Source organism: Pelagerythrobacter aerophilus, from assembly GCF_003581645.1.
GTDB lineage: Bacteria > Pseudomonadota > Alphaproteobacteria > Sphingomonadales > Sphingomonadaceae > Pelagerythrobacter > Pelagerythrobacter aerophilus.
This window is the reverse complement of sequence record NZ_QXFK01000009.1, coordinates 31,955-58,280: the sequence shown is the minus strand read 5'-3', so window position 1 is coordinate 58,280 and position 26,326 is coordinate 31,955. Positions and strand designations below refer to the sequence as shown.

The following is a 26,326-nucleotide window of genomic DNA, read 5'->3' as shown; positions in this document are numbered from 1 at the left end:
ACGTATCCTTAGCGATGTCATTGTTCGCGTACCCTGTATCCGACCCCGCGCACGGTTTCGATGAAATTGGCCCCAAGCTTGCCGCGAAGCTTGTGGATGTGCACCTCGACGGCGTTCGAGCCAACTTCCTCCTGCCAGCCGTAGATTGCCTCTTCGATCTGGGAACGCGAGATCACGTGACCGGGGTGGCGGACGAGCACTTCGAGCACTGCGAATTCGCGGCGTGACAGCTCGATCTCTCGGCCCTTCAGCATCACCTGGCGGGTTGCCAGAGTGATCGCGAGCGGTCCTATCGTGACGCTTGGCTCGGTGCGACCGTTAGCGCGGCGAACCAGAGCCCGGAGCCGTGCGGCGAGTTCGCCCAGATCGAACGGCTTGCCAAGATAATCGTCCGCGCCGCGGTCGAGGCCTTCGATGCGGTCCTCTGCCATCGTTCGGGCCGTCAGGACAAGTATCGGGGTGGTGTTGCCGGAAAGCCTCAAGTCGTGAACGAGATCGAGCCCCGACCCGTCCGGAAGACCGATATCGACAACCAGGGCGTCATACGAATAGCTCGCGGCAGCCTCCCGCGCATCCATGCAGGTCTCGACAAGATCTACCGTATGCCCTTCGAGCGAGAGACCGGCGTCGAGGCCTTCGCGTAGTACTTCGTCATCTTCAACTACCAGAATTCGCATTCGAACCTCCGATAGCGGCGAATGACGCCTGCGGCTTATAGCAGTCTTAACCGCCGTAAGTCTCGCTTAAGCTGCGGTCCCGAGATGGCCCGCGATGAGCAGCACCGTTTCCCTTGGACCTCTCGCATTCGCAGCCGATCGCCTGCTGGCAGTCGGCCTGCTGATAGGATTCCTGTTCTTGGTCGATCGGATCCTGGTCGCCGAAAACGGCAGGGCCGCGCCCGCGACAGGCATGGCCGTCCTCGTCGGCCTCGTGGCGGCAAGGGTCGCTTATGTCGTGCTTCATTGGGAGGCCTACGCGGTGGATCCGTGGACTGTACTCGCTTTCTGGCAAGGCGGGTTCACAGCCTGGGCCGGACTGCTCGCGACCGCTGCAATTCTGGCCTGGCGAATGCGCCCGGTGCGCGCGATGCGCAGGGCTCTCGGCGTGCTGGCGGTCCTCGCCGCAATCTGGTTCGCCGCCTCGGCCATGCTTCAACCCGAAGCCCGGCCCCTTCCCGATTTGCCGGTCCTGGTCGGAATGGATGGCACCGAGATCACGCCTGAAAATCTCGCGGGCAAACCGTTCGCGATCAATCTGTGGGCGACCTGGTGTCCGCCTTGCCGACGGGAGCTTCCCATGCTCGCCGAGGAAGCGGCGAACTCGGACATCCCCATACTGCTCGCCAACCAGGGCGAGAACCGGCAGGCCGTTGCCGATTACCTGCTCGCGAGCGGGATATCGCCCCGCTCGGTGGTGCTCGACAAGCAGATGGGTCTCATGGACGTGGCCGGCAACGGTGTCCTTCCGACCACGATCTTCGTCGATGCCGAGGGCGAGATCGTCGCCACCCATGTCGGTGAAATTTCACGGGCAGCCCTGTCCGATAAGCTTCAACAACTTCAAGGAGACTGACCATGCCGAGATGGCCCTTGGTCGCTGCATTGCTGCTCGCAACGGCGGGAGGCACCGCGCTGGTGACCACCCAGTTGGTGCAGGGAGACCCCGCATCGCAAGGCGATGCGGGTTCGGATGAGGACACAGCGGCGAGCGCCGAAGCCATGGCGGCGCGCGCCGAGATCGCCGATGACCCGATCGCCCCCAAGCTCGCGCCGGAAGGCTATGATGTCACGATCATCAGCTATTCCGATTACCAGTGTCCCTTCTGTCGCAAGATTCACCCGGAACTCGAACGCCTGGCGCAGGAAGATGGAAAGGTCCGGATCGTCTATCGCGACTGGCCGATCTTCGGCCCTGCATCGGAAGAGGCCGCGCGGATGGCGATCGCGTCGCAATGGCAGAACAAGCACCGGCAGTTCAACGACGCGCTCATGCGGACCGACGGCAAGCTGAGTTCGGAAAAGATCAGGGCTGCGGCCAACACCGCCGGCATCGATTTTGCCCGTTTGGAACGCGATATGGAAGCCCGTGAGGACGACATCGATGGCGTCTTGCGCAGGACGGCCATGCAGGCTGCCCAGATGGGCCTGCAGGGTACCCCTGCCATGCTGGTCGGGCCTTATATGATCCCGGGTGCGGTCGATTATGCCGGCCTTACGCGCGCGGTTGCAGAGGCGAGGCGATTCAACGCCGAGCATGCGGCAGGCAAGGAGGCATAATCCATGATTGTCTTGCGCCGCCTGCTTACGCTTCTGGTGACGCTGGCCCTCGGGGGCGGCGTCATCGCCCTTGCTCCTGCATCCGCCCAGGAACGCCATATCGAAGCATCGCTCGCCTTCGAAACCCGCTCGCCCAAGCCCGGGGAATCGGTGACCCTCGCGATCAGGATGAAGCCGGAAGCAGGCTGGCATGGCTATTGGACCAATCCGGGTGCGGCGGGCCTGCCGGTCGAGGCGGACTGGGATGTACCGGCCGGCGTCTCCGTTTCGCCCTTGCGTCATCCGGCTCCCCATCTGCTCGATGTGCAGGGTATCGCAAGCTATGTTCACGACGGACCGTTCTCGCTTCTCGCCACGATGAAAGTGCCGCAATCTCTCGCGCCAGGGACGGCCTTGCCCGTTGAAGTTGCGCTGAGCTGGCTGGTCTGTTCCGACACGCTGTGCGTGCCCGAACGCGCGACGCTTTCGGCAAATCTGGAGGTCGGATCGGGAGCGCCCGATGCCGCCGGTGCACGGATCGTCGCTGCGGCGGAAAGGGCTATGCCCAAACCGCTCAGCGGCGCGACGCTGACCCGCGACGGAAATGACTGGGTGTTCTCGTCCCCTGCGGTATCAAGAGGCAATTACCGCCTGTTCCCCGAGCAGGAAGGCTGGTTCGATGCCGCGGCAAAGCAGACCGTCAGCCGCAATGGCGATGGCATCAGCCTGCGCATTCCCGCCGCAGGAACGGCCCCCGGTACGGCTTTTCGCGGCGTTCTCTCAAACGGCACGAAATCCTATCTCGTAAGCGCGCGCACGGTCGCGAGCTCGTCGGCTAACGCGCAACCATCAGCGCAATCGGGCGAAATCCCTGACGACGAGATGCTGTCACAGGCGGACCAGGAGCCGTTGCCGACGATGGTCGATCCGGTGCCAGCCACGGAAAGCGCCGCCGCGCCCTCTTTGGCAACGCAGGCCGTTTCAGGCGATGTCCTGCGCATTGCCCTCGTGGGTGCGCTCCTTGGCGGATTACTCCTCAATCTGATGCCCTGCGTCTTTCCCATCCTCAGCCTGAAGGCGCTGTCGCTCGCCAAGAGCGGGGGCGATCCGCGCGCGGCGCGGGTGGAGGGGGCGGGCTATGCGGCCGGCGTAATTGCCACCGCGCTTCTGCTCGGCGCACTGCTCATCGGCTTGCGCGCCATCGGCATGGAGATAGGCTGGTCCTTCCAGCTGCAGTCCCCTGGCGTTATCCTGGTGCTGCTTGTCCTGACCGGCGCTATCGCCTTGAACCTAGCCGGCCTGTTCGAATTGCCGATGCCCGCATTCGCTGCGCGCGGCAGCCAGACCGGCGGCTTCCTCGGCGCATTTTCGACCGGAGCTTTGGCTGCCTTCATCGCCATGCCATGCAGCGGGCCTTTCATGGCCGGCGCGCTCGGGGCGGCCCTCGTGCTTCCTGCGCCGCTCGCCCTTGCGGTATTCGCAATGCTGGGCCTGGGAATGGCGCTGCCGTTCCTTGCCGTCGCCTTCATTCCTGCGGTCCAGCGGCGACTGCCCAAGCCCGGCGCGTGGATGGATACGCTGCGTAAAGTGCTCTCGCTGCCGATGTTCGCGACGGCGCTGGCGCTCGCCTGGCTTCTCGGTCGCCAGACCGGCGTCAACGGAATGGCTTTGGGCCTGCTGGTTCTCTCGCTCTTTGCCGTGTCCCTGTGGTGGTACGGCCTGCGCCAACGGCGCGGCTCCGCAGGATGGCTGACGCTCGCGCCAGCGGCGCTGGCGCTGGCAGCCGTCCTCACGGTCGGTATTCCCGAAGCGCCGAGCGCAGCGACGGCCTCGGGCGAGATCGCGGAAGGGGACCTCCACGAGACGTTCAGCACCGCCCGGCTGGCGGAACTGCGGGCGGCAGGCACTCCTGTCTTCGTCGATTTTACCGCCGACTGGTGCCTGGTCTGCAAGGTCAACGAACGCGTTGCCATCGATACCGAGGCGACGCAGGAGGCCTTTGCCGAAGCCGGCGTGGTGACACTCACGGGCGACTGGACGCGGCAGGACCCCGAGATCACGGCTTATCTTGCCGATCACGGTCGCAACTCGATACCCTTCTACCAGTTCTATGCGCCCGGCGAGGCTGCCGAGGTGCTACCGCAGGTCCTTACTCCGCAGGTTCTCATCGGCAAGGCAGAGGAAGTGGGAGAGGCTGCCTCGTGACCCTCCTCGCCCGGGATGGCTGCAGCGGAACGTAAGCCTCGATCACGATCTCGATAGAGCAAGAGATGCTCACTCCTGTCGATGCGCTGGCGGTGCACCGCAGCGCAACCCATTTGGCAATACGAAGAACTGAAAGGTCGAGACCATGACCCGCCTGACGATACTGCAGCTCAACGACCTTCATGGATACGCCGAACCGCATAACGAGATTCGGTATGGAGCCGATGGAACTCCCGTGTTCGAGACGCTTGGCGGTCTAGCCCGCATCAAGACGATCTTCGAGCGTGCCCGCGCCGACAATCCGGGCGGCGTGCTGGCGCTGGACAATGGCGACACCTTCCATGGGACGCATTTCGCGGTTTCGGACGAGGCGAAAGCCCTTGCTCCGCTTGTGGCCGAACTGGGCTTCGATGCCATGACGCTCCATTGGGAATTCGCCTTTGGTCCGGACCGGGTGCAGGCGCTCGCCAGCGAGCTGCCCTATCCGGTATTGGCCGCGAATATCTATCGCGAGGAAAGCGGCGAGCTGTTCCTGCCCGCCGCCACGATCGTCGAGCGCGCCGGGCTGCGGATCGGGCTGATCGGCCTTGCCTGTCCGATCGTCGACAAGACCATGCCGCCTCATTTCAGCGAAGGTCTGCGATTCGAGATCGGCACTAGGGAACTTCATGCTCACGTCGCGCAAATGCGCCCGCATGTCGATCTGCTGGTCGTACTCTCCCATGTCGGCTTCCCGCAGGACGTGCAGTTTGCCAAGGACGTGCCCGGCATCGATGTGATCGTCAGCGGCCATACCCATAACCGCATGGAGCATGCTATCGAGGTCGAAGGCTGCCTCATCTTCCAGTCCGGCTGCCACGGGTCATTCGTTGGCCGGCTCGACCTCGATTTGCGGGACGGCGAACTCATCGGCTGGACGCACGCGCTCATCGCAGTCGATGAAAGCGTTCATCCCGATTTGGCACTCGAGGCCGCTGTAACCGCGGCGCTCGTCGGCGAGCGCGAAGCCATGGCCGAGGCCGTGGGCAGGACCGATGTAGCCCTGCATCGTTATGCCATGCTGTCGAGCCCGATGGACGATCTTCTGCTCGAGGCGATTGCCGAAGTCGCCGGTACGCAGATCGCCTTCTCCAACGGCTGGCGTTACGGTGCGCCGATACCGGCGGGACCGATTACGCTGGGCGATTTGTGGAACATGGTTCCAACCAATCCTCCCGTCAGCCTTGCCGAGGTGACCGGCGCGGAAATCCGGCAGATGATCGAGGAAAACCTCGAACGAACCTTTGCGGCCGATCCCTATGACCAGATGGGCGGTTACATCAAGCGCATGCGCGGGGTGGGCCTCGCTTTCAAGGCCGAAAATCCCGAGGGTCAGCGGATCGAGCGCCTGTTTCTGGAAGGTCGGCCGGTGGAAGATAGCGCCGTTTATGCTGTGGGATTCATTACCGAGCAGGGCGTGCCCGCGCGGTTCGGCAAGAACCGGCGACAGCTTCCTATCGATACGATCACAGCCCTGCGCAAACGGCTCACGCGTCCCTTCACTAACGCTTCCGTCGGGAGTTCCATCGAGCTTGTCTGACGGCGTTCCGCCGACGGCTAGCCAGGATCGGGCCGAAGGACCCGACAAGGAACACGAGCACGTAGCCCGCGCCGAACTTTGAGAACACGGTCGCCTGCGCAGCGGCGGGAAGACGACCGACGAGAACGCCGCGGACACCGCTCTCGAGATGCCCGGCGATCGAACCATCGGACCGGATTATCGCGGATATGCCCGTCTGCGTCGCGCGAAGTACCGGCAATCCGCTTTCAAGCGCTCTGATGCGCGCCTGCGCCAGATGTTGCGGAGCGCCGGTAGGACCGAACCACGCGTCGTTCGTGGGATTGACGATGTAATCGGGCCGCGTAGTGAACCCGGAGCCGAAGCCGGGGAAAGTGGCCTCGAAACATATCGCCACGCCTGCCTCGCCGCCGGCCAATGGAATGGCCGGGATCGCTGCCCCCGGCGCAAGGGCGTCGCGGCCAGGGGCATATCGGGCGAGGCGCAATGCCTCGAGCAAGGACTCGAACGGCACATATTCCCCGAACGGGACGAGGATGCGCTTGTCGTAACGGTTGCGAACCCGCCCGGAGGCATCGATCAGGTAGACACTATTGGCATAGTGTCCGTCGGCGTCGCGACCCAGAGCTCCGACGAACAGCATGTCGCCGGTCCGAAGCGTTTTCCCGATTTCATCGAGCAGCGCCTTCCGGTCCTCGAGAACATAGGGGATCGCGGCTTCAGGCCAGAAGATGCGCACGCCCGGCGCAGTCGAGGAAATACCGGCTGTCAAACCGAGATAGATATCCACTTGCTCGTCGAGTCGGTTCTCGTCCCATTTGACCCTTTGCGGTATGTTACCCTGGATCAGCGCGACCTGCTGCGCCGTATCAGGAGGAGCAACCGACGAACGCCCGAGGAGGATTGCGAGAGCCCCGATAAATCCGAGGCTTGCCCCGACACGTCGCGGATGCCTGGCGATCTGCAGAACGAGTCCGGCCGCAAGCACCGTCGCAAATGAGAGGCCGGTTATGCCGATGACCGAAGCAGACCGCACGATAGCCGGAACCTCGAGCCAGATCGCGCCAAGCGGGTTCCACGCGAAACCGATGATAGTGGTAGACCTCGCCCATTCGCCGAGCACAAGAAGCGAACTTGTCGCCAAGAGCTGCGTGCCGTGATTTCTGTTGGCGTATCTTCGGGCAAGGGCGAAGGGGACGGACCAGAAGAGCGACAGGATCGCAGACAGGGCGACGAGTGCCAGCCAGCCAGCCGTAACGGCTGGCGGGTCCATCATCACAAACGCTCTTGGAAGCCAGCGCAGCGCGGCAATCCACATGGCTCCCGCGTAGGCTGTCACAATCCAGAATATGGGTGCAGCCCGATCGTGGCGGATCAGGTAGAAAAGGCCGCCAAGCGCGGCGAGCGAAAGGACAGGCGCATTGGCAGGCGCAAAGCCTTGCGCCGCGACGGTTCCGAGGATGGCGGCGATCAACAGGCGCGAAATCCGGCGAAACATGGCAGGTGCCAAACCGCATGCGTCTTAAGCGCGGCTTAGCGTGAACGGCTTGCCGGAAGCGGCCTTCAAAAGGGGTGGTGACGACTATCCCCATATGGGCAGCAACGCCCGGCTCATCGATGGCAATAGAGCGCGCATCGTTTTCCTGGTCGCCGTAGTCTTGACCAGCCAGGGATCGTGGCGGGCGGCGCGCACTTTCGCAGGAGTGGGCTCGCTGATTGAAGGAGCAAGATCCGACTGGACTTAAGGCTGTCGTAAGGCGCAGCCTCGACCGTCAATCCATTCGATCAGTAGGAGTGGCGCATTTTGCACAGGCGATCGGTACTTATGGCCGCGGCGGCATCAATCGCCAGCGGCTGTGTGCCACGAGCATCCTTTTCTGCCGCGCTGGAAAGGAGCGATACATCGCTGAGGCTAGTCTCCGCGGCCAACCCTCATGTCTTTCCGCTCATGCTGGCACTCGCCCTCGAGCCGGACCTCCCCCTGTCGTTTACGCCGATCAAGGAATCGGCCGAGATCGATTCAATGTTTCGAACCGGCGAGGCGGATGCCTTTCTGGGTATGACCTATATCGGGGCGAAGAAGCAGCTCGCAGCACCTAGTCTCGGTCTGAGGCTCGTTTCGATCAACACCTGGCGCGGCTTCTTCGAGGTGGTGCCGCGGGACATCCGCAGCTTTGCCGAGTTGCGCGGCCACAAGGTTATCGTCAGCGGGCCGATGGGCTCCGGCCGAAACGGTGGCGGCGATATCATTTTCCAGGCTGCTGCACGGCGCGCGAACCTCGATCCCGGTCGCGATCTGGAGGTCGCATACATGCCGGCCAAGGCAGGTATCGCGCAAGTCGCTGCCGGACAGGCCGCCGGCATTACTATCCCGAGCCCCGGCAGTACCGGTATGGTCATGCGCTCCAAAATGGGGAGCGAAGGGGGCAGCAATATTGCGCTTTCGGCTATCGATATGCAGGCCATGTTCACCGGCTTTCGCAGTTTCGACGAAGGCCAGCTGCCGATCGGCGGCTTGCATACATCCGAGCAGGTCCTGCAAACGCCGCCGCGCCGAAGTGCCTTGCTTCGCGTGCTTGATGCCTACGAACGCGCTTGCGAGGCTCTCATGCGCGAGCCGGAACGTCTCGCGCCCATGGCCATCGATCAATATGGCAGGCACTTTGCCCCTATCGGAGCCACGGCTCCGCCAGCAATGCTGCTCGCGCGGGCCATACGGGCGGGCGAGCTTGTCTATCGGACCGGCGTTCCGGCGGCGGGTATCCGTGCGGATGTTTCCGCATTCCTGAATGAACTTCTTGGCGCATCGGTTGAGCCCGCCTTTTTGAGCGCGTTGTAGATCATTCACGGTCTTTCGAATCCGTCGTCCCTGCGTGCGAGCTGCCTTCGTGGGATCCATTGCAAGGCTCGCTTGGGTCTCGCGACGGGTCCTTGCTCGCTCGCCCTGAACGATCAGGGGCGCCGTAAGCCGCCCTTAAGAACCGGGCTGCACCTGGAATATCTCAATCATCCTACGAACCCAATACCCAAGACTTCGGAGAGTACCAGATGCACAAGCGCCCGCTTCTATTGAATTTTCTCTTAGCCGCCGGTGTTTCCATGGCGGTCGCGGTACCGGCAACGGCCCAGCAGGAGACGGGCGAGGAGGCCTTTGCCAAAGCGCGCAATGCCATGATCGCGGAGCTCGCCGAAGATCCGGCGGCCCGGCGGATCGAGCCTCAATCATACGATCTGACCCTGGTGGTATTTACCGATTACCAGTGCCCGTTCTGCCGCCAGATGCACCCGCGTCTGACAGCTCTCGCCATGGAAGACGGCAATGTCCGTATCGTGTTCAAGGACTGGGCGATTTTCGGCCAGCCTTCCATCGAAGCGGCGCGCCGCGCACTTGCGGCGAAATATCAGGGGAAGGACCAGGCCTTCGACGATGCGCTCATGCAAATCCAGGGCAAGCTTAGTTCCGAGAAAATCCGTGCCGCAGCAGATCAGGCGGGCGTCGACTGGCAGCGTCTGGAAAGCGACCTCAAATCCCATGGCAAGGAAATCGATGCAGCGCTTGCGCGAGCGGACCGACAGGCTGGGATGCTCGGGATAAGCGGCACACCGGCTATGTTTGTCGGGCCTTACCTGGTCGCCGGGGCTCTGCCGCCCGAGCAGCTTCGCCAAGCCGTTGCTATCGCGCGGCAGTATCCCAACGGTAACGCGCCGGAAGCGCGATAGAGCTTAGCAGCATCCAGCAATTCTTCGCTTATCATTGCGGCGGTCTTAGAAGCTACGCATATTTCTATCTTCTTTTCGACGGTCTAATCATCGACCAATGCACCATTCCAGCTCCAATCCGCTCGCCCATGATCACAACTTCCTGAGCGCCTCGCACGACGCCCATGAGCGGCGCACGCGTTATGTCGTTGCCTTGACCGCCGCGATGATGGTGGTCGAAATCGTCGCTGGCCTGTGGACCGGATCGATGGCGCTTCTCGCCGATGGTATCCACATGGCGACCCATGCAGGTGCCTTGGGCGTCGCGGCCTTCGCCTACTGGTTTGCCAACCGCCATGCGAACAACCCGCGTTTCACATTCGGTACCGGCAAGGTGGGCGACCTCGCCGGCTTCGCGAGCGCGCTTGTCCTCGCCATCTTCGCAATCGGGATCGCGGTTGAATCGGCTCAAAGGTTCGTCAGTCCGCTCACGATTGCCTATACCGAGGCTATCTGGATCGCCGTGCTCGGCCTCGTGGTGAACCTCGCGAGTGCCTGGCTGCTTGGTGCCGATCATCACCATGGGCATGATCACGACCATCATCATCACCACGACCATGCGCATGCCGATAACAATCTGCGCTCCGCCTATTTCCACGTGCTTGCCGATGCCCTGACCTCCGTCCTGGCTATCGTGGCCCTTCTCGCCGGCATGTACCTCGGCTGGGCATGGATGGACGCGGCAATGGGGCTGGTGGGTGCTTTCGTGATCGGGCGCTGGTCATGGTCACTGCTGCGCGATACCGCTGCCGTGCTTGTCGACGCCGAAGCGGCCTCTGAACGGTACACAGAGGTGCGCGAGGCGCTCGAGGACCGGGACGCCGCGATCGGCGATCTGCACATCTGGCGGATCGGTCCTGGCAAGTATGCAGTCATCGCCTCGCTCATCGCCGATGATCCGCTCGCGCCCGACAATTATGCCAGCCGACTTTCAGAGCATCCAGAATATGTGCACGTTACGATCGAGGTGCATCGCTGCGAGCATCCGCATCCCGAGCTTCGCGCGGCCTGATCGCGCCGTTCTAAAAGACCGAAACAGTATTCGAGGACTGTTATACTGTAACAAAAGACTTATACTTCATCGTGTTGCGGAACTTGCAATCTTGATGCGGTTTGCTATGAGCCATTGGAATCCATGACTACAAGCTATCGTCGCCTTGTCCTGCACCCTTTCGTCGTCCTGCTCATGCTGGTCGCGATGGTGTTCGTGACGGCGGCGGATGCTGCTGCTTGCGGTGCCGAAGTGGCGCCCGGAAGCACGCCCGTTCTGGCTTCGCTCGATAGCGCTTCTGCGTCATCCGCAGCCGCCGACGAAGTGCCGGGCGATCCGGATGCGCCGGCCGAGCAACACGGCGTGTGTGGACACGGCCATTGCCATCACGGGGCGAGCTTTGCCGGCACCGTGCAGAAGGATTCGGTCCCTCACTTGGTCGTGGTTCCCGATGCGCCTCCCGCCGAAGCGCTCGCTTCCGACATTACCGACCGACTGAAGCGCCCCCCTCGCGCCTGACGACCGTCACCGCGCTGCATGCCGCAGCGCAGTTCGGATCGTCAGCAGAGGAATTTTCGAAAAATGTCAGCCATTCATTGGCGAGGGGTCCTCTTTGGAGGGCTGTTCCTCGCCGCTCAAGCCACGACCGTGGCGGCGCAGGAGCGTGAGCTTCTGACGCTCGAAGCTGCGCTCGCTCGTGCGGGCATCGTCGACAGCGCAGATGAGCCCCCAGATAATCCGCGCCTGATCGGACCGCGGGCCGAAGCCGACGCGGCGCGGGCACTCGTCGACCAGGCGCGGCTGCGGCCCAACCCCGAAATTGCTTTCGAAGCCGAAAACATTGCCGGAAGCGGCGCGTTTTCGGGATTGCAGGCCACCGAGTACACCTTGTCCCTGAGTCAGCGGCTCGAATTGGGCGGCAAACGAGGAGCGCGCGTCCGCGCCGCCCAGGCGGAGGCGCGCGTCGCGACCCTTTCAGGAGCGCTCTCGGTTGCTCAGCTCGGGCGATCGGTGCGCGAGCGCTATGTGGAAGCCGTCGCTGCGGCAGCCCGATTGGAACTCGCGCGGGACATAGTCGAGCGCAACCGCGAGCTTGCCAGGATCGCAGGGGTACTGGTCGATGTCGGGCGGGAGCCTCCCTTGCGTTCGCTTCGTGCCGAAGCGGCACTTGCGGAGGCGCTCGCGGAGCTTGAAGCGGCCCTGGCTGCCGACAGTGCGGCGAGGAATGCGCTGGCCGCGCTTTGGGGCGAGGCAGCACCTGCTGCGGACGTGCCTTCGGTGTTCCCCGAGATCGAACCACCGGCGACGCTGCTCGCGTCACCTTCGGCCTTACGCCTTCAGGTCGCTCGTGCCGAACGCGAGGCCGCGGATGCCGCGATCGCCCAGGAACGCTCTTTAGGCATTCCGGATCCGGCAATATCCGCCGGAATCCGACGGTTCGAGGAAAGTAGAGACCAGGCGTTTCTCGTGGGGGTTTCGATCCCGCTTCCATTCCGTAATCGCAACCAGGGAAACATCGCCGCTGCCGAAGCGCGGCTTCGCGCCGCGACGGCGCGGGAAGCAATTGCCCGCACCGATTTCGAACTCGAGGTCACGCAGGCCCGCGGACAATTTTTGGCAGCCGAAGCGCGGGTCGAGACCCTCGCGGAGACGTCCTTGCCCCAAGCCGAAGAAGCCTTGCGGCTCGTTCGGATTGGCTACCGCAACGGCAGGTTTCCGCTGATCGAAGTTCTGGCTGCGGCCGAAGCACGCGACACCATCCGTGAAGCTTTGATTCAAGCTCAGGAAGATCGTGGCCGCCTGGCGGCGACACTGATCTGGCTCGGTGCACAATGAGGTATTTTCCGATGAACCGTAAACGTCTGGCCGTTGTGATCGGCCTTGTCATTCTCTTTGTAGTCGCGGCGCTCATGCTGTGGCCCGACAACAAAGCTGACCAAAACGCCGAGGAGACGAGTGAGGAGGTCGAGCTTCCCGAAGGGCTTGTCCTGCTTGGCGCCGAACAAATCGAAGCGTCCCAGATAGAGGTCGAAACCGTCGGTCAGGGATCGGCGGTCGAGCTGGTCTTTCCGGCCACCGTCGCGGCAAGCCCGACGGCAAGTGCCCGCATCGATGCCCGCGCAGCGGGCGTAGTCCGCAGTGTCGGCAAAACGCTGGGTGATTACGTGAGGCAGGGAGAGACGATTGCCCGCATCGAGAGCGCCGACGCCGCTGCTCTTGCGGCGCAACTCAGCGCAGCGGGCGCGCGGGTCAACGAATTGTCTGCTGCCTACGATCGAGAGCGCCGCCTTTTCGAAGCCAATGTCACCGCGCGGCAGGATCTCGAGGCCGCCCGAGCCAATCTGCAGGTTGCTCAATCGGAACTTGCGCGTGCCCAAGCGGCAGTCTCGGCGGCGGGTGTTAGCGGCGACGGGCGCTCCCTCGCGGTTACGAGCCCGCTCGCGGGCCGAGTGACCTCGGCGCCTATCGTTCTCGGGTCCTTCGTCGAGGCCGGAGAAGAACTCTACCAGGTCGTGAACCCGAGCGGCATGCAGGTCGAGGTTGCCCTCCCGTCGGCTGAAGCAAGCCGCATCCAGCCTGGCGACGAGGCCACGCTGGAAATCGCGGACAACCGGGAAGTGGGTGCGCGCGTGCGATCCGTCACTCCCTCGCTCGATCCCGAAAGCCGCAGCGCTACGGCGGTCCTGTCGCTGGCAAGGCCGATCCCCGGCCTGCAACCCGGTGCGTTCTTGCAGGCACGTATCCGCCCCTCGGGTGAGGTCGATACCGGCCGCATGTCGGTGCCGGAAAGTGCCGTCCAGACAATCGATGGCGCAGAGGTGGTCTTCGTTCGCACGCGCCGCGGGTTTCAAGCCCGTCGAGTGGTCACCGGTGCGCGTTCGGGAGGACGGGTGGTCATCGAGTCCGGTCTCGAAGCAAATTGGCGGATAGCCACCGCCAACGCCTTCTTGCTGAAGGCTGAACTCGAGAAGGAGGAGGCCGAGCATGGACACTGATCACATGCAGGACGCGGATCGCCCCCACCGCCATGGCCTGATCGGCATGATCCTCGACGTCGCCGTGCGCTTTCGCTGGGCGATGGTCGTGCTGACCCTCGGTGTGGCAATCTATGGCGTGGTGAATTTGCTGCGCCTGCCCATCGATGCCGTGCCCGATATCACCAATGTACAGGTGCAGATCAACACCGAGGCACCAGCCCTGTCGCCTTCGCAAGTCGAAACGCAGGTCACCTATCCTGTCGAGACCGGGCTTGCCGGTATCGAGGGTCTGGAGATGACCCGCTCGATATCGCGCAACGGGTTCAGCCAGGTGACCGCAATTTTCGAGGAAGGGACGAACATCTATTTCGCGCGTCAGCAGGTCAACGAACGGCTGACGCCCATAAGCGCCTCCCTACCCGAGGGTGCCGAACCGGTGATGGGACCCATCTCGACCGGCTTGGGCGAAGTGCTCATGTATACCATCGAGTTCGAGTTTCCTGACGGCAAGGAAGCGCCGCTGGGCGGAGCGGTCGGTTGGCAGTCCGACGGGAGCTTTGTGACCGAACGTGGCGAGCGGCTCGACAGCGATGTTGCCAAGGCTGCCTATCTGCGAACCATCCAGGACTGGGTGGTTGCCCCCCTCATGCGGTCGGTCGACGGTGTGGCGGGTGTCGACTCGATCGGCGGCTTCGAAAAGCAATACCTCGTTCAACCCGATCCCGCGCGATTGACCGGTTACGGTTTATCGTTCGACGAAGTGATCGACGCGCTGGAAGCGGCCAACCTCGCCGAAGGCGCCAATTTCGTCGAGCGGGCAGGCGAAGCCCTCCTCGCCCGGGTCGATGCGCGCCTCGGCAGCGTCGAGGATATCGAGCAGGCGGTCGTTTCTACACGCGAAGGAGTCCCCATTCGCGTAGGAGACGTCGCCACGGTCAGCATCGGTGGCGACCTGCGAACGGGCGCGGCGTCGCTGAACGGCGATGAAGCGGTCGTGGGCACCGTGCTCATGCGCGCGGGCGAGAACAGCCGCACCGTGTCGGCCCAGGCGGCCGAACGGCTCGAGGAAGTTCGCAGCTCCCTGCCGAAAGGAATTGTTGCGGAGATCGTCTACAACCGGTCTTCCCTGGTCGATGCGACGATCGCGACCGTCGAGAAGAATCTCGTCGAAGGCGCGCTTCTGGTGATCGCGATCCTGTTCTTGCTGCTGGGCAACATCCGGGCAGCGATCATCGCGGCGCTGGTCATTCCCTTTTCTATGCTGATGGCATCGATCGGAATGAACCGGCTCGGCGTTTCGGGCAATCTCATGAGCCTGGGTGCGCTGGACTTCGGCCTGATCGTCGATGGTGCCGTCATCATCGTCGAGAACAGCGTCGCGAGGCTCGCGGCCCGGCAGGAACACGAAGGCCGGCTTCTCACACTGGGCGAAAGGTTGACGGAAACGCGGCTTGCCGCGCAGGAAATGATCAAGCCGACTGTGTACGGGCAGGCGATCATACTTCTCGTCTTCGCACCGCTTCTGACCTTTACCGGCGTCGAAGGCAAAACCTTCTCGCCCATGGCGATCACGGTCATGCTCGCGCTCGCCTCGGCGTTCGTGTTGTCGCTGACCTTCGTCCCGGCAATGATCGCCATCCTGCTCAACAAGAAGCTGACGGAAAAGGAGGTCAAGCCGATCCGGATCGCCAAGGAGCGATACGGACCGCTGGTCCGCAAGGCGATCACCCGCCCTTGGCCGGTCATCGGCATGGGCGTCGGCATCTTCGCCTTTGCGGCCTTCGTGTTCAGCTTCCTCGGGAGCGAGTTCACACCGCAATTGGACGAGCGCGACATCGCCGTGCAATCGCTGCGTATTCCTTCGACATCGCTCGAACGTTCGCTCGCGATGCAAAGGCGGGTAGAGGACCGGCTCGAGCAATTTCCGCAAGTCGAGCTTGTCTTTTCGCGGACGGGCACGGCGGAAGTGGCCAGTGACCCGATGCCGCCGAACGCTTCCGATGCGTACGTGATCCTCAAACCCCGTGAGGAATGGCCCGATCCCGACCTCGCCAAGGACGAGTTGGTCGCGCAAATGGAGAGCGCCCTCAGCAGTCTCGTCGGCAACCTTTACGAGTTCAGCCAACCGATCGAATTGCGGTTCAACGAATTGATCGCAGGCGTTCGCGGAGATGTTGCCGTCAAGATCTACGGAGACGATCTCAGCGCCATGACCTCGGCGGCGAACGAGGTTGCGGGCGTGCTGCGCAATGTCGACGGCGCCGCGGACGTCAAGGTCCAGCAAGTGACCGGGTTCCCCACCCTCGATATTGCCTTCGATCGGCCAGCGATTGCCCGTTACGGGCTGAAGGTCGAAGACGTTGCGCAATCGGTGGCGATCGCACTGGGCGGTCGGCCTGCGGGCCTCGTTTTCGAAGGCGATCGCCGCTTCGATGTGGTTGTGCGGTTGTCGGACGCGACCCGCGACGATTTCGACCAGTTGGGTGCTTTGCCGGTGCTGCTCCCGAACGGGGCAACCATACCGCTACGCTCGGTTGCCGAGTTCCGTGTGGTGGATGGTCTCGCGGAGGTTCGCCGGGAACAGGGACGCAGACTGGTGATCGTTTCGTCCAACGTGCGAGAACGCGACCTCGGGTCTTTTGTAGAAGAGGCCCAGGAAAGGGTTGCGGCGCAGGTCGAACTGCCCGCTGCCGCGTTTATCGAGTGGGGCGGTCAATACCAGAACCTCCAGGCTGCTCAGGAAAGACTTCAGATAGTCATTCCTATCGCTTTCGCGGTCATTCTCTTGCTGCTTTACATGGCGGTTGGGGGCTGGGTGCCGGCGCTCGCCGTATTCAGCGCGATCCCGTTGGCCCTGGCAGGCGGGATTTTCTCCTTGGCTCTACGCGGGATGCCATTCTCGGTATCTGCGGCGGTAGGCTTTATCGCCCTGTCGGGTGTGGCGACCTTGAATGGCCTCGTGATGGTGACTGCGATCCGTCAGCGGCTCGACAGGGGCATGGCGCTCGATGACGCCATCGTCGATGGTGGATTGGCGCGCCTAAGGCCGGTTCTCATGACCGCGCTCGTTGCATCGCTCGGCTTCGTGCCGATGGCCATTGCGACCGGGACCGGCGCGGAAGTGCAACGTCCCTTGGCGACAGTCGTCATTGGAGGGTTGATCACCGCCACCGCGCTGACCCTTTTCGTCTTGCCCGCAATCTTGAAGCTGGTTTTCGGGACCAGAGAAGATGACCGGACCTGGCGACAGCGTTGGTGGGACAGGCTGCGGCGCAATGTGACAAGCGATGAGCAGCGCGAGCTGAAGGACATCGCATGACCGATCGGGAAAGGAGAATACGGTGCTGGCACTGAAGGAAAAGAACGGACTGCTCTGGATACGTGCCGGAGGCAGGCAGGGGGATGAAGCCTATGACCGCTTTGTTCCCCAATTCGAACATATCGCAGAGCGCGAGGCCGGTACCGTCCCGATGGTGATCGAGCTCGCGCCTGACTTTTCGGGTTGGAACTTCGGAGGTCTCTGGCGCGATCTCAAGTTCGACATCCGGCATAAGGATTGTTTCGGCCGGATCGCCATAATCGGCGACAGCGAATGGGAAGAGTGGGGCACGAAATTGTCATCCTCACTCTTCCGCACCGAAATGAAGTTCTTCCGGCCAACACAGCGTAGTCATGCGGAAAGCTGGGTACAAACCGGGGAGGACGCAGCATGAGTGGCGGACATGAGGTCGATGCCGGGTCGCCCGAAAAGCGCAAGACCCTGTGGGTTGTCCTGTGGCTTAACGTCGCCATCGCGATCGGCTTCTTCGCGGTCGGATATTTTGCCGATTCCAACGCGCTGTTGGCAAACGGCCTCGATAATTCATCGGATGCAATCGTTTATGCGCTCAGCCTGCTTGCGCTAACCCGCTCGCGGACCTGGAAACGCGGGGCCGCGCGTTTCTCCGGCATCATGCTGCTGGTCTTCTCCGCTGGGGTCATTTTCGATGCTTACCGACGGTTCGTGGAAGGTTCCGATCCGGGCGGCATGCTGATGATGGCGATGGCGTTCGTCGCGGGACTGGTGAATCTCTATTGCCTGCGCCTGTTGCAGAAGGTGGAGAACAAGGACGTCAATATGCGGGCGGCGACAACCTTCAGCTTCAACGACTTCATCTCCAATGGCGGGATCATCATCGCCGGCATCGTTGTGCTGATTACCGGTGCCAACTGGCCCGACCTAGTGGTCGGAATAGCGGTCGCCTGCATAGCGCTTTACGGCGGAGTGCAGATCCTGCGCGATACGCATATGGATGTGCACGACGAGGCGGGAACCGTCCACGGCGAGAAGAGGAATTGACGCTAATCGATACCTTGTTTGCCGCGCAGGACCTTTCGCGGGTCCTTGTCCTGGCGATGCTATCAGGCATCGGGGTCATGATTGGCGGCAAATTGGCAAAAGGCAGTTGGAGCTTCCTGCATCCGCTCCTGCCGGGCGGCGTTTCGGGTGCTTTTGCCGCCCTTGCCGTCTTGCTAACTCTTCCGCTGGGACAATCTCCTCTCACCCGCTGGACACTCACTGGTTTGATGCTGGCGGGCGGCCTGCTGCTTCTGATTTTCAACGAGCTTGGTCGATACGCAAAACTCAGACCGGATGATGACGGACCTGAGCGATGCTCCGATAGGCCAACCCTGGTACGTCGCATCTCGGTGTCGATGGCGTCCGATATCCTGCCTTACAGCGTTATCTTGGGTGCTGCCGCTGCTGCATCCGCGACGACAGCAATGGCGGTGTCTGCAGCGCTTGTTTTTGCGAACCTGGAAATAGGACGCCAGGCGATCGATGAATACCGATCCGCCCAAGTGAGCAGGATGGACCAGCTTGCGCTACTTGTCCTCTTTTCCCTGTTTTTCATCGGGATCGCTCTCTTGACCTTTTGGGCGCTGCACGGATTCACCGACAACGGGCGAGGTTGGCTAGCGGCTATTATCCCGGGCTTTCTTATAGTTGCATCGGCGCGCGCGCTGCTTCGCATGGGAACCGGATCGGTCGCCGCCAATCATATTACGCTCCTGGCATTCGTCGGAGGGTTCGCGCTGCTCGGCCTCGCGATCTCGGCGCTTGGAGAACTGTCGCGCGAACTCGATGTCTCGAACAGCACGTTCCAGCATTCCCCCGCGCAGTCCGTTACGACGACCAAGAGAACAGAAAAAGGAGGCAGGTAGTGGCACAATCGGGCGGTCATGCCGGGCACAGTCACGGCGAAGAAAGCATGAGCGACGGCCGCCTTGTATTGGCCGTCGCCCTCAACGTCCTGCTGACTGTCGCCCAGATCATCGGGGGGATATTGTCGGGTTCGCTCGCACTGATCGCCGATGCGCTGCACAATTTCAGCGACGCGGCATCGCTTGGACTGGCTCTGTTTGCGAGGCGGATCGGGCGCCGGCCAGCCGACAAGCTTATGACCTTCGGCTATGCTCGTGCGGAAGTCGTGGCGGCGCTCATTAATCTGACGACTTTGCTTATCATCGGTTTCTATCTGCTCGTCGAGGCGATCAACCGTTTCGCAGACCCTCAACCCGTTGAGGGGTGGACCGTAATCTGGGTCGCCGGGATAGCGCTGGTGATCGACGTGGTTACGGCGGTGATGGTTTACGCCAGCTCGAAGAACTCCCTCAACATGAAAGCCGCCTTTCTGCACAATGTGTCCGATGCGCTGGCGTCGGTCGGTGTGATCGTGGCTGGCGTACTCATTCTGCGATACGAACTTTATATTGCCGATCTGATCATCACTGTGGTCATTGCTGCCTATGTGATCTGGCAGGGCGTCACTTTGTTGCCTCGCACGGTGCGGCTCTTGATGGGTGCGGTGCCGGACGAAAGCGAGTTCGATCGCATTGTGAGCGACCTGCGTGACACAGAAGGCGTGGCCGACGTCCATCACGTCCATGTCTGGAGCATCAGTGAGCATTATCGCGCGCTTGAGGCGCATATCGTTCCTGCCGAATCTTCGTTGCAGGCTTTCGAGGATGTGAAGGCGCGGGCTCGCGGTATGCTCGAGACGCAGCACGCCATCGCCCATGCAACGTTCGAAGCCTGTCTCGCTGCAGACTGTGATCCCGACATGATCCCGGACCATCAGGTCGAGAAGAACCATCATCACGACCATGACCGCGACCATTGACAAGCGCGGCGATCGGGTCGGTCGCTGTGGGTAAGCTGCTTGGCAGCGCACGACATGAACCGCCCTGCAACCCGTAAAATGAGGACCAACGAATGAAAGCTTCCGATCTTATGGTCGCCGCGCTCGAGGCCGAGGGCGTCGAATATGTTTTCGCCGTTCCAGGCGAAGAGAACCTGGATCTCCTGGAATCGCTGCGAACTTCCGCCATCACGCTGGTTCTGGCCCGTCACGAACAGGGCGCTGGCTTCATGGCGGCGACCTATGGCCGCCTGACCGGCAAGGCAGGTGTGTGCCTGGCAACGCTCGGGCCTGGTGCCACGAACCTGACCACACCGGCGGCCTATGCCGCGCTCGGGGCCTTTCCGCTCGTCATTATTACTGGGCAGAAACCGATCAAGACATCGAAACAGGCCCAGTTCCAGATTGTCGACGTCGTTTCCCTGTTTACGCCGCTCTGCAAGGCTTCGACCCAGATCGTGAACGGCAATCGCATTCCCTCGCTCGTTCGCGAAGGTTTCCGTCTGGCGCAGGAAGAAAGGCCGGGCGCTGTACTGCTCGAGCTGCCGGAAGATATCGCTGAAGAGGAAACGATCGAACCGGTCATACCTCCGCATTACAGGCGTTATGCGGTCGCCGGAGATGCTGCGCTCGACGAAGCGGCCGAGCGCATCATCGCGGCTGAGCGGCCATTGCTCCTGATCGGTGCCGGAGCGAACCGCCGCCGCGCTTCGAAAGCGTTGCGCAAATTCGTGTCTGATACCGGCTTTCCATTCTTCGACACCCAGATGGGCAAGGGCGTGGTCGATGAAGATAGCGAGCTCTATCTGGGCACCGCGGCGCTATCGTCGGGCGATTATGTTCACTGCGCAATCGAAAAGGCCGATCTGATCGTCAATATCGGTCACGACGTGGTGGAGAAGCCGCCCTTCTTCATGGAGCCGGGCGGGCAGACCGTCATCCATATCAATTACAAGGCAGCCGAAGTCGATCAGGTCTACTTCCCGCAGCTCGAGGTCATCGGCGACATCGCCGGATCGGTCGAGCGGCTGGGAAACCGCCTGGATGGCAAGCTGCAGTGCGACCGCAGCTATTATACCGCCCTGCATCACGAGATTGCATCGCACATCTCCGAGACCAGCGACGACGAACGTTTTCCAATGGTCCCCCAGCGCGTGGTTGCCGACGTACGCAGCGTAATGGCGCGCGATGATATCGTTGCGCTCGACAACGGTATCTACAAGATCTGGTTCGCCAGAAACTACATTGCGAATGAACCGGGTACCATCCTTCTCGACAATGCATTGGCGACGATGGGCGCAGGCCTTCCATCGGCCATGATGGCGGCGATGCTGTCGCCGGGGCGCAGAGTGCTCGCGGTATGCGGCGATGGCGGGTTCATGATGAACTCGCAGGAACTGGAAACGGCCGTCAGGCTTGGACTGAACCTTGTCGTTCTCGTTCTGAACGATGCAGCATACGGCATGATCCGCTGGAAGCAGGACCAGCTCGGCTTTCCGGACTACGGCCTGACCTTTTCCAATCCCGACTTCGTCACCTACGCACAAAGCTATGGAGCGACCGGTCACCGGGTCGAACGGAGCGCAGATCTTGTGGCGGTCCTGAACGACGCATTCGAGGCTGGCGGCGTGCATCTCGTCGATCTGCCCGTCGACTATTCCGAAAACAAGAAGGTGCTGATTGATGAACTCGGCGCAAAGGTGTGCGAGCTATGAAAACGATCGTTCACAATCCCTTCGACCGCTCGCCGATTGCAGAAGTAGCGCTTGTCGACTGGGCTCAAATCGATGAATGGCTGAATGAAGCGCAGTTGCTCCACCGCGACCGCCATGGCTGGCTTGCCGTGCACGAGCGTATCGCCATCCTCCGGCGGGCTGCGGATATCATGCGCGGACGAGCCCAGGATCTGGCTCTCCAGATCGTCAGGGAGGGCGGCAAACCCCTGATCGATGCGCGCGTGGAAGCCGGTCGCGCGATCAGCAGCGTCGACTTGTGCGTTCAGGCGCTCAGCGATGGCGGCGGCCACGAGATCCCCATGGACCTGACAGAAGCGGGTGCGGGAAGGACGGCATATACCTTCCGCGAGCCGATCGGTCCTGTCGTGGCGATCTCGGCATTCAATCACCCCCTCAACCTGATCGTCCATCAGGTTGCACCGGCGGTAGCAGCCGGGTGCCCCGTTCTCATCAAGCCTGCGCTGGAAACGCCTCTGTCATGCCAGAGCTTCGTGAGCATTCTCCATGAAGCCGGCCTGCCCGAGGCCTGGTGCCGGTTCGCACCTTGCGGCAACGATATCGCCGAAAGAATGGTAACCGATCCGCGCACGGCGTTCTTCTCATTCATCGGTTCTGCGAAAATCGGCTGGATGCTTCGCTCGAAGCTGGCGCCGGGGACCCGCATTGCTCTCGAGCACGGCGGCGCGGCGCCGGTAATCGTGGACAACGGCGTGGAGCGCGCAGCAGTGATCGCCTCGTTGCTTAAAGGCGGGTTCTATCATTCGGGTCAGGTCTGCGTTTCCGTACAGCGCGTATTCGTCCCTGCTGCAGAATTGAAAGACTTCGCCAATGACCTAGGGCGAGCTGCCGAAAAGCTGGTCGTGGGCGATCCCGCCGATGCTCAGACCCAATGCGGACCCCTGATCCGAACGGAGGAAGTTGACCGCGTCGAACGCTGGGTCGATGAAGCCATCGCAGCAGGCGGCACCCTGGTGTGCGGGGGAAGCCGTCTGAGTGATACTCTTTTCTCCCCGACCGTCATTGTCGATCCTCCCGAAAGTTCCAAGGTATCCCAGGAAGAAATCTTCGGCCCCGTGATCTGCGTGTATGGCTATGACGATATCGACCTGGCTATCAAGCAGGCCAATGCCCTGCCTTACGCCTTTCAGGCCGCTGTATTCACGGATCGCCTGTCAATCGCCAATCATTGCATACAGTCTCTGGCGGGATCGGCTGTGATGGTGAACGACCATACGGCATTCCGCGTCGACTGGATGCCTTTTGCAGGGCTGCGCCGCTCCGGGCTTGGCGTCGGCGGGATCCCCTACACTATGGCGGATATGAGCATTGAAAAAATGGCCGTCTGGAACTGGCCGACAGCAGCATCATAACCCGTTCGACAGACCCGGGATGGCGACACGGGCAGCTTCGCACCCGTCGGCCTTTCCCGAAGTTAAGTCTCTTAGGGGCGGCGGACAAAAGCCGTGCATCGGCGAGCCTGACCGAACTGGCGCACGAGGCGCGGGCATCAAGGCTCGGTGGTACCGGCAAGTACATCGATGATGCGACAATCGCCTACCGTGTCTTGCTCGCAGGCAGCGATCATGCGCCCAAGCTCCGTCCGCAACGCCTCCAGGCTGGCGATCTTGCGCTCGACTTCGCCGAGATGGCTTCTGGCCAGAGCGTCAATGCCCGCGCAGGACCGGTCGGCATCATCGGAGAGATCGAGCAATTCCCTGATGCGTGCCATCGAGAAGCCGAGATCACGCGCGCGCCGTATGAAGTTAAGGCGCGCTTCCTCTGCAGGTCCATAGTCGCGATAATTGGCCTTCGTGCGCGGAGGGGCAGCGAGGATACCTTCGCGCTCGTAGAAGCGGATTGTTTCGGATTTGACGCCGGTTATCCGGGCAAGTTGACCAATTCTCATGACAAAGGCTCCTGCCGCTTGACCTTGTAGTTACTACAAGGTGCATAGGGCGGATCGACGCAAGGAGTCGAGTAAATGGGAAAGACCTGCTGCGGCCCCGATGAGGCCGGTGCAAACAACAACGATCCGACATGGCGGCGCATTCTGTGGATCGCGCTGGGCCTTAATGCAATCATGTTCGGTGTGGAGATCGTGGCAGGCATTGCTGCGGATTCGCGCGCCTTGCAGGCCGACGCGCTCGACTTTCTCGGTGATGCGGCAAACTATGCTATCAGTCTTGGCGTAGCGGGGATGGCGCTCGTCTGGCGCGCACGTGCGGCTCTCGTAAAGGCGGCGACCATGCTGGCTTTCGGCCTGTGGGTGCTCGGCTCGGCCATCTGGGGTTTCTTTGTCGGGGCGTCGCCCGACCCGGGAACGATGGGCGCCATCGGTTCTCTTGCTCTGGCGGTAAATCTCGCCGTCGCCGCGATGCTGTTCCGGTATCGCTCGGGCGATGCGAACATGCGCTCGGTGTGGATCTGTTCGCGCAACGACGCGATCGGTAATATCGCCGTGCTGGCGGCAGCGATTGGCGTTTTCGGCACCGGCCGTGCGTGGCCCGATCTGGTTGTGGCGAGCATCATGGCAGGACTGGCGGTGTGGGGAAGTGCCGAAGTCTTCAATCAGGCACGCGGCGAACTGCGCTCTACCTAAACTCCAGAATATCCCCGCGATCGGGGGTTGGAGGAAATACATTTCCGTCTACACCCTGCTATTGCGAATTAATTGCAACAGATATAGAGACCCCTCATGCATCGCATCGTCTCCGCCACCGTCCATCCGGCACTGCGGCTCATTCTGCTGGCGCTTGCGCTGTGTCTGTCCGTCACCGCGAACGCGGAAGAACCCGACGTGCGAACCACCTGGCGTCTGCTCGATTATATCGCGGTCGACTACGCCTCCGCCGTTTCCGAGGGACGTGTTGCCGACGAATTCGAATATCGCGAAATGGTGGAGTTTTCCGATGTCGTGGCGCGGCAGATCGCTGCATTGCCGGATACTAAAGACAATCAAGCACTCATCCGCCGATCGGACCAGCTGCGAGCTCTGATCGCCAATAAGGAACCCGCCGAGCGAGTTGGGCGCTTAGCGCGCGCGCTGGCAGCCTCGTTGCTGACAGCCTACCCGGTTCCGCTTGCCCCTTCGCAAGCGCCCGACCTTGACCGCGCCCGCACTCTCTTCGCGCAGAACTGCGCCTCGTGTCACGGCGCCGCCGGAAGTGCGCCACCGGCCGCAATGCAGGCACTTGATCCCCCGCCGATCGACTTCACCGATATCGACCGGGCGCGGCAGCGCAGTGCGTTCGGGCTTTACCAGGTCATCACGCAAGGGCTGGAAGGAACGTCCATGGCCAGCTTCGCATCGCTGTCCGACGAGGATCGCTGGGCGCTTGCATTCCATGCCGGCAGCATTGCTTTTGAAGATGTGGCCAAGGGCGAGCGTATTTGGCGGGAAGATGATGGCATACGCCAGCTTGTCCCCGATCTCGAGACGCTCGCCGCGCTCACACCGGAAAGTCTGGCCGAGCAGATCGGCGAGGACCGTGCGCTCGCCGTCATGGCCTATCTTCGCGCCAATCCCGATGCGGTGGGACAGGCAAATGACGCAGGTTCGCTCGCCTTCGTTCGCGATACGCTCGATCGCAGCCTGTCAGCTTATCGGGCTGGCAACCGAGAGGAAGCGCGGCAGCTTGCCCTGTCTGCCTATCTCGACGGGTTTGAACCCCTGGAGGCCCTCCTGGCAACGCGCGATGGCGGTTTGATGCGGGAGGTAGAACAGGCGCTCGGGCAATTCCGGGCCGGAATAGAGTCCGGTGCGAATCCATCCGAACTACAGCAACTAAGGGCTCGCATCGATAGTCTGTTGGCAAGAGCCGAGGAAGCGTTGGCTCCTGAGGCGGCCAGCGAAATCTCGACCTTTCTCGGGGCGTTCACCATTCTCCTGCGCGAGGGGATCGAAGCAATTCTGGTTGTGATCGCCATGATCGCCTTTGTGAAAAAGTCGCAGCGCTCCGAGGTATTGCCCTATATCCATGGTGGGTGGATCGCTGCTCTTTTCGCAGGTGTCGCCACCTGGGTCGTAGCAACCTACTTCGTAAGCATCAGCGGGGCGAGCCGCGAGATGACCGAAGGGATCGGCGCGCTGCTTGCGGCTGTCATTCTCGTATCGGTCGGGATCTGGATGCACGGCAAATCCCAGGCCGAGGAGTGGCGGCGCTATATCCAGGAAAAAATGGGCAAGGCGCTTTCGCGCGGATCGGCATGGTTTCTCTTTGGTCTTGCATTCGTGGTCGTCTACCGGGAAGCGTTCGAGACTATTCTGTTCTACGCTGCCCTGTGGAACCCGCAGAGCAGCGGCATCATATTGGCAGGTGCCTTGTCCGCAGTCGCGCTGCTAGCGTTCATCGCATGGGTTATGCTGCGCTACAGCCGCAAACTGCCGATCACCCAGTTCTTCCGCTATAGTGCTATCCTGATTGCGATCCTTGCGGTCATTCTCGCGGGCAAGGGCGTGGGCGCTTTCCAGGAGGCCGGAGTTCTTTCCGCCACTTTCATTGCCGGCTTGCCGCGCCTCGCCGAACTCGGCTTCTTCCCGACTGTCGAGACGATCGGCGCGCAATTGCTCACGCTGCTCGCTCTGATTGCCGGATTTCGGATAAGTCGATCACCATCGGGACCGCAGCCGGCAGCTGTCGAGGGATAGGTGATCCCGGTTTG

General features: G+C 62.0%; 22 protein-coding genes. 19 read left to right on the top strand and 3 right to left on the bottom strand.

Annotation, left to right across the window (positions count from 1 at the left end; translation table 11 throughout):
- Nucleotides 1-17: 17 nt before the first annotated feature.
- Nucleotides 18-677 (bottom strand): response regulator, encoded by a 660-nt coding sequence (locus D2V04_RS02385; protein WP_119511762.1) that lies wholly within the window; start codon nt 675-677, stop codon nt 18-20.
- Between the two features lie 94 nt (nt 678-771).
- Between D2V04_RS02385 and D2V04_RS02380 the strand changes: the two genes are divergently transcribed.
- From D2V04_RS02380 to D2V04_RS02365, 4 genes are all read left to right on the top strand, one after another.
- Entirely contained in the window at nt 772-1,572 is an 801-nt protein-coding gene (locus tag D2V04_RS02380) for a TlpA disulfide reductase family protein (protein WP_119511761.1), read from the top strand.
- A gap of 2 nt (nt 1,573-1,574) precedes the next feature.
- Nucleotides 1,575-2,276 (top strand): DsbA family protein, encoded by a 702-nt coding sequence (locus D2V04_RS02375; RefSeq protein ID WP_119511760.1) that lies wholly within the window; start codon nt 1,575-1,577, stop codon nt 2,274-2,276.
- Nucleotides 2,277-2,279: 3 nt separating this feature from the next.
- Nucleotides 2,280-4,460, top strand: coding sequence for a protein-disulfide reductase DsbD family protein (locus D2V04_RS02370; RefSeq protein WP_119511759.1), 2,181 nt, complete (start codon nt 2,280-2,282; stop codon nt 4,458-4,460).
- A gap of 145 nt (nt 4,461-4,605) precedes the next feature.
- A complete protein-coding gene (locus tag D2V04_RS02365) occupies nt 4,606-6,039 on the top strand; it encodes a bifunctional metallophosphatase/5'-nucleotidase (protein ID WP_119511758.1) in 1,434 nt (477 codons plus the stop codon).
- Here D2V04_RS02365 and lnt read toward each other — a convergent pair.
- A complete protein-coding gene (gene lnt, locus D2V04_RS02360; protein ID WP_182849629.1) occupies nt 6,002-7,492 on the bottom strand; it encodes an apolipoprotein N-acyltransferase in 1,491 nt (496 codons plus the stop codon). The genes D2V04_RS02365 and lnt overlap by 38 nt on opposite strands.
- Before the next feature lie 474 nt (nt 7,493-7,966).
- Between lnt and D2V04_RS02355 the strand changes: the two genes are divergently transcribed.
- The 13 genes from D2V04_RS02355 (at nt 7,967) to D2V04_RS02295 (ending at nt 23,034) form a co-directional block, all read left to right on the top strand.
- Nucleotides 7,967-8,857, top strand: a complete 891-nt coding sequence (locus D2V04_RS02355; RefSeq protein WP_119511756.1) for a substrate-binding domain-containing protein — start codon at nt 7,967-7,969, stop codon at nt 8,855-8,857.
- 209 nt (nt 8,858-9,066) lie between these two features.
- Nucleotides 9,067-9,738 carry a DsbA family protein gene (locus tag D2V04_RS02350; RefSeq protein WP_119511755.1) on the top strand — a complete coding sequence of 224 codons (672 nt, stop codon included), beginning with the start codon at nt 9,067-9,069 and terminating at the stop codon, nt 9,736-9,738.
- A gap of 97 nt (nt 9,739-9,835) precedes the next feature.
- Nucleotides 9,836-10,789, top strand: coding sequence for a CDF family Co(II)/Ni(II) efflux transporter DmeF (gene dmeF, locus D2V04_RS02345; RefSeq protein ID WP_119511754.1), 954 nt, complete (start codon nt 9,836-9,838; stop codon nt 10,787-10,789).
- A 123-nt stretch (nt 10,790-10,912) separates the two neighbouring features.
- Nucleotides 10,913-11,287 carry a hypothetical protein gene (locus D2V04_RS02340; RefSeq protein WP_067463363.1) on the top strand — a complete coding sequence of 125 codons (375 nt, stop codon included), beginning with the start codon at nt 10,913-10,915 and terminating at the stop codon, nt 11,285-11,287.
- Nucleotides 11,288-11,305: 18 nt separating this feature from the next.
- The gene (locus tag D2V04_RS02335) at nt 11,306-12,604 is read left to right on the top strand and encodes a TolC family protein (protein WP_228766208.1); all 1,299 of its coding nucleotides are present in this window, start codon (nt 11,306-11,308) and stop codon (nt 12,602-12,604) included.
- An 11-nt stretch (nt 12,605-12,615) separates the two neighbouring features.
- A complete protein-coding gene (locus tag D2V04_RS02330) occupies nt 12,616-13,764 on the top strand; it encodes an efflux RND transporter periplasmic adaptor subunit (protein WP_119511752.1) in 1,149 nt (382 codons plus the stop codon).
- Between the two features lie 37 nt (nt 13,765-13,801).
- Nucleotides 13,802-17,065, top strand: coding sequence for an efflux RND transporter permease subunit (locus D2V04_RS02325; protein ID WP_147391754.1), 3,264 nt, complete (start codon nt 13,802-13,804; stop codon nt 17,063-17,065).
- A 22-nt stretch (nt 17,066-17,087) separates the two neighbouring features.
- The gene (locus D2V04_RS02320; protein WP_119511750.1) at nt 17,088-17,459 is read left to right on the top strand and encodes a SpoIIAA family protein; all 372 of its coding nucleotides are present in this window, start codon (nt 17,088-17,090) and stop codon (nt 17,457-17,459) included.
- Complete coding sequence (locus D2V04_RS02315; protein ID WP_054522854.1) at nt 17,456-18,085, top strand: cation transporter; 630 nt, start codon at nt 17,456-17,458, stop codon at nt 18,083-18,085. The genes D2V04_RS02320 and D2V04_RS02315 overlap by 4 nt, the downstream gene beginning before the upstream one ends.
- On the top strand, nt 18,082-18,951 hold the full coding sequence (locus D2V04_RS02310; RefSeq protein ID WP_054522853.1) for a hypothetical protein: 870 nt from the start codon (nt 18,082-18,084) through the stop codon (nt 18,949-18,951). Before D2V04_RS02315 ends, D2V04_RS02310 begins: the two co-directional genes overlap by 4 nt.
- Nucleotides 18,951-19,910: a cation diffusion facilitator family transporter gene (locus D2V04_RS02305; RefSeq protein ID WP_050775921.1), complete on the top strand. Its 960-nt coding sequence runs from the start codon at nt 18,951-18,953 to the stop codon at nt 19,908-19,910. Before D2V04_RS02310 ends, D2V04_RS02305 begins: the two co-directional genes overlap by 1 nt.
- Before the next feature lie 92 nt (nt 19,911-20,002).
- Nucleotides 20,003-21,643 (top strand): acetolactate synthase large subunit, encoded by a 1,641-nt coding sequence (locus D2V04_RS02300; protein WP_119511749.1) that lies wholly within the window; start codon nt 20,003-20,005, stop codon nt 21,641-21,643.
- Nucleotides 21,640-23,034, top strand: coding sequence for an aldehyde dehydrogenase family protein (locus tag D2V04_RS02295; RefSeq protein ID WP_119511748.1), 1,395 nt, complete (start codon nt 21,640-21,642; stop codon nt 23,032-23,034). The genes D2V04_RS02300 and D2V04_RS02295 overlap by 4 nt, the downstream gene beginning before the upstream one ends.
- A gap of 137 nt (nt 23,035-23,171) precedes the next feature.
- Here the strand turns inward: D2V04_RS02295 and D2V04_RS02290 are convergent, their stop codons facing one another.
- On the bottom strand, nt 23,172-23,570 hold the full coding sequence (locus D2V04_RS02290; protein WP_088712478.1) for a MerR family transcriptional regulator: 399 nt from the start codon (nt 23,568-23,570) through the stop codon (nt 23,172-23,174).
- Nucleotides 23,571-23,645: 75 nt separating this feature from the next.
- Here D2V04_RS02290 and D2V04_RS02285 point away from each other — a divergent pair, with 75 nt between their 5' ends.
- Together D2V04_RS02285 and D2V04_RS02280 are read left to right on the top strand one after the other, a co-directional pair.
- Complete coding sequence (locus D2V04_RS02285; protein ID WP_119511747.1) at nt 23,646-24,263, top strand: cation transporter; 618 nt, start codon at nt 23,646-23,648, stop codon at nt 24,261-24,263.
- 96 nt (nt 24,264-24,359) lie between these two features.
- On the top strand, nt 24,360-26,312 hold the full coding sequence (locus D2V04_RS02280; protein WP_054522849.1) for a cytochrome c/FTR1 family iron permease: 1,953 nt from the start codon (nt 24,360-24,362) through the stop codon (nt 26,310-26,312).
- Nucleotides 26,313-26,326: the final 14 nt, after the last annotated feature.

Coding starts and splice junctions, on each gene's coding strand:
- D2V04_RS02315 (WP_054522854.1), top strand. CDS start 17,456: ATGAGTGGCGGACATGAGGTCGATGCCGGGTCGCCCGAAAAGCGCAAG.
- D2V04_RS02340 (WP_067463363.1), top strand. CDS start 10,913: ATGACTACAAGCTATCGTCGCCTTGTCCTGCACCCTTTCGTCGTCCTG.
- D2V04_RS02375 (WP_119511760.1), top strand. CDS start 1,575: ATGCCGAGATGGCCCTTGGTCGCTGCATTGCTGCTCGCAACGGCGGGA.
- D2V04_RS02280 (WP_054522849.1), top strand. CDS start 24,360: ATGCATCGCATCGTCTCCGCCACCGTCCATCCGGCACTGCGGCTCATT.
- D2V04_RS02335 (WP_228766208.1), top strand. CDS start 11,306: ATGCCGCAGCGCAGTTCGGATCGTCAGCAGAGGAATTTTCGAAAAATG.
- D2V04_RS02285 (WP_119511747.1), top strand. CDS start 23,646: ATGGGAAAGACCTGCTGCGGCCCCGATGAGGCCGGTGCAAACAACAAC.
- D2V04_RS02295 (WP_119511748.1), top strand. CDS start 21,640: ATGAAAACGATCGTTCACAATCCCTTCGACCGCTCGCCGATTGCAGAA.
- D2V04_RS02290 (WP_088712478.1), bottom strand. CDS start 23,570: ATGAGAATTGGTCAACTTGCCCGGATAACCGGCGTCAAATCCGAAACA.
- dmeF (WP_119511754.1), top strand. CDS start 9,836: ATGCACCATTCCAGCTCCAATCCGCTCGCCCATGATCACAACTTCCTG.
- D2V04_RS02365 (WP_119511758.1), top strand. CDS start 4,606: ATGACCCGCCTGACGATACTGCAGCTCAACGACCTTCATGGATACGCC.
- D2V04_RS02385 (WP_119511762.1), bottom strand. CDS start 677: ATGCGAATTCTGGTAGTTGAAGATGACGAAGTACTACGCGAAGGCCTC.
- D2V04_RS02370 (WP_119511759.1), top strand. CDS start 2,280: ATGATTGTCTTGCGCCGCCTGCTTACGCTTCTGGTGACGCTGGCCCTC.
- D2V04_RS02355 (WP_119511756.1), top strand. CDS start 7,967: ATGCTGGCACTCGCCCTCGAGCCGGACCTCCCCCTGTCGTTTACGCCG.
- D2V04_RS02330 (WP_119511752.1), top strand. CDS start 12,616: ATGAACCGTAAACGTCTGGCCGTTGTGATCGGCCTTGTCATTCTCTTT.
- D2V04_RS02380 (WP_119511761.1), top strand. CDS start 772: ATGAGCAGCACCGTTTCCCTTGGACCTCTCGCATTCGCAGCCGATCGC.
- D2V04_RS02300 (WP_119511749.1), top strand. CDS start 20,003: ATGAAAGCTTCCGATCTTATGGTCGCCGCGCTCGAGGCCGAGGGCGTC.
- D2V04_RS02350 (WP_119511755.1), top strand. CDS start 9,067: ATGCACAAGCGCCCGCTTCTATTGAATTTTCTCTTAGCCGCCGGTGTT.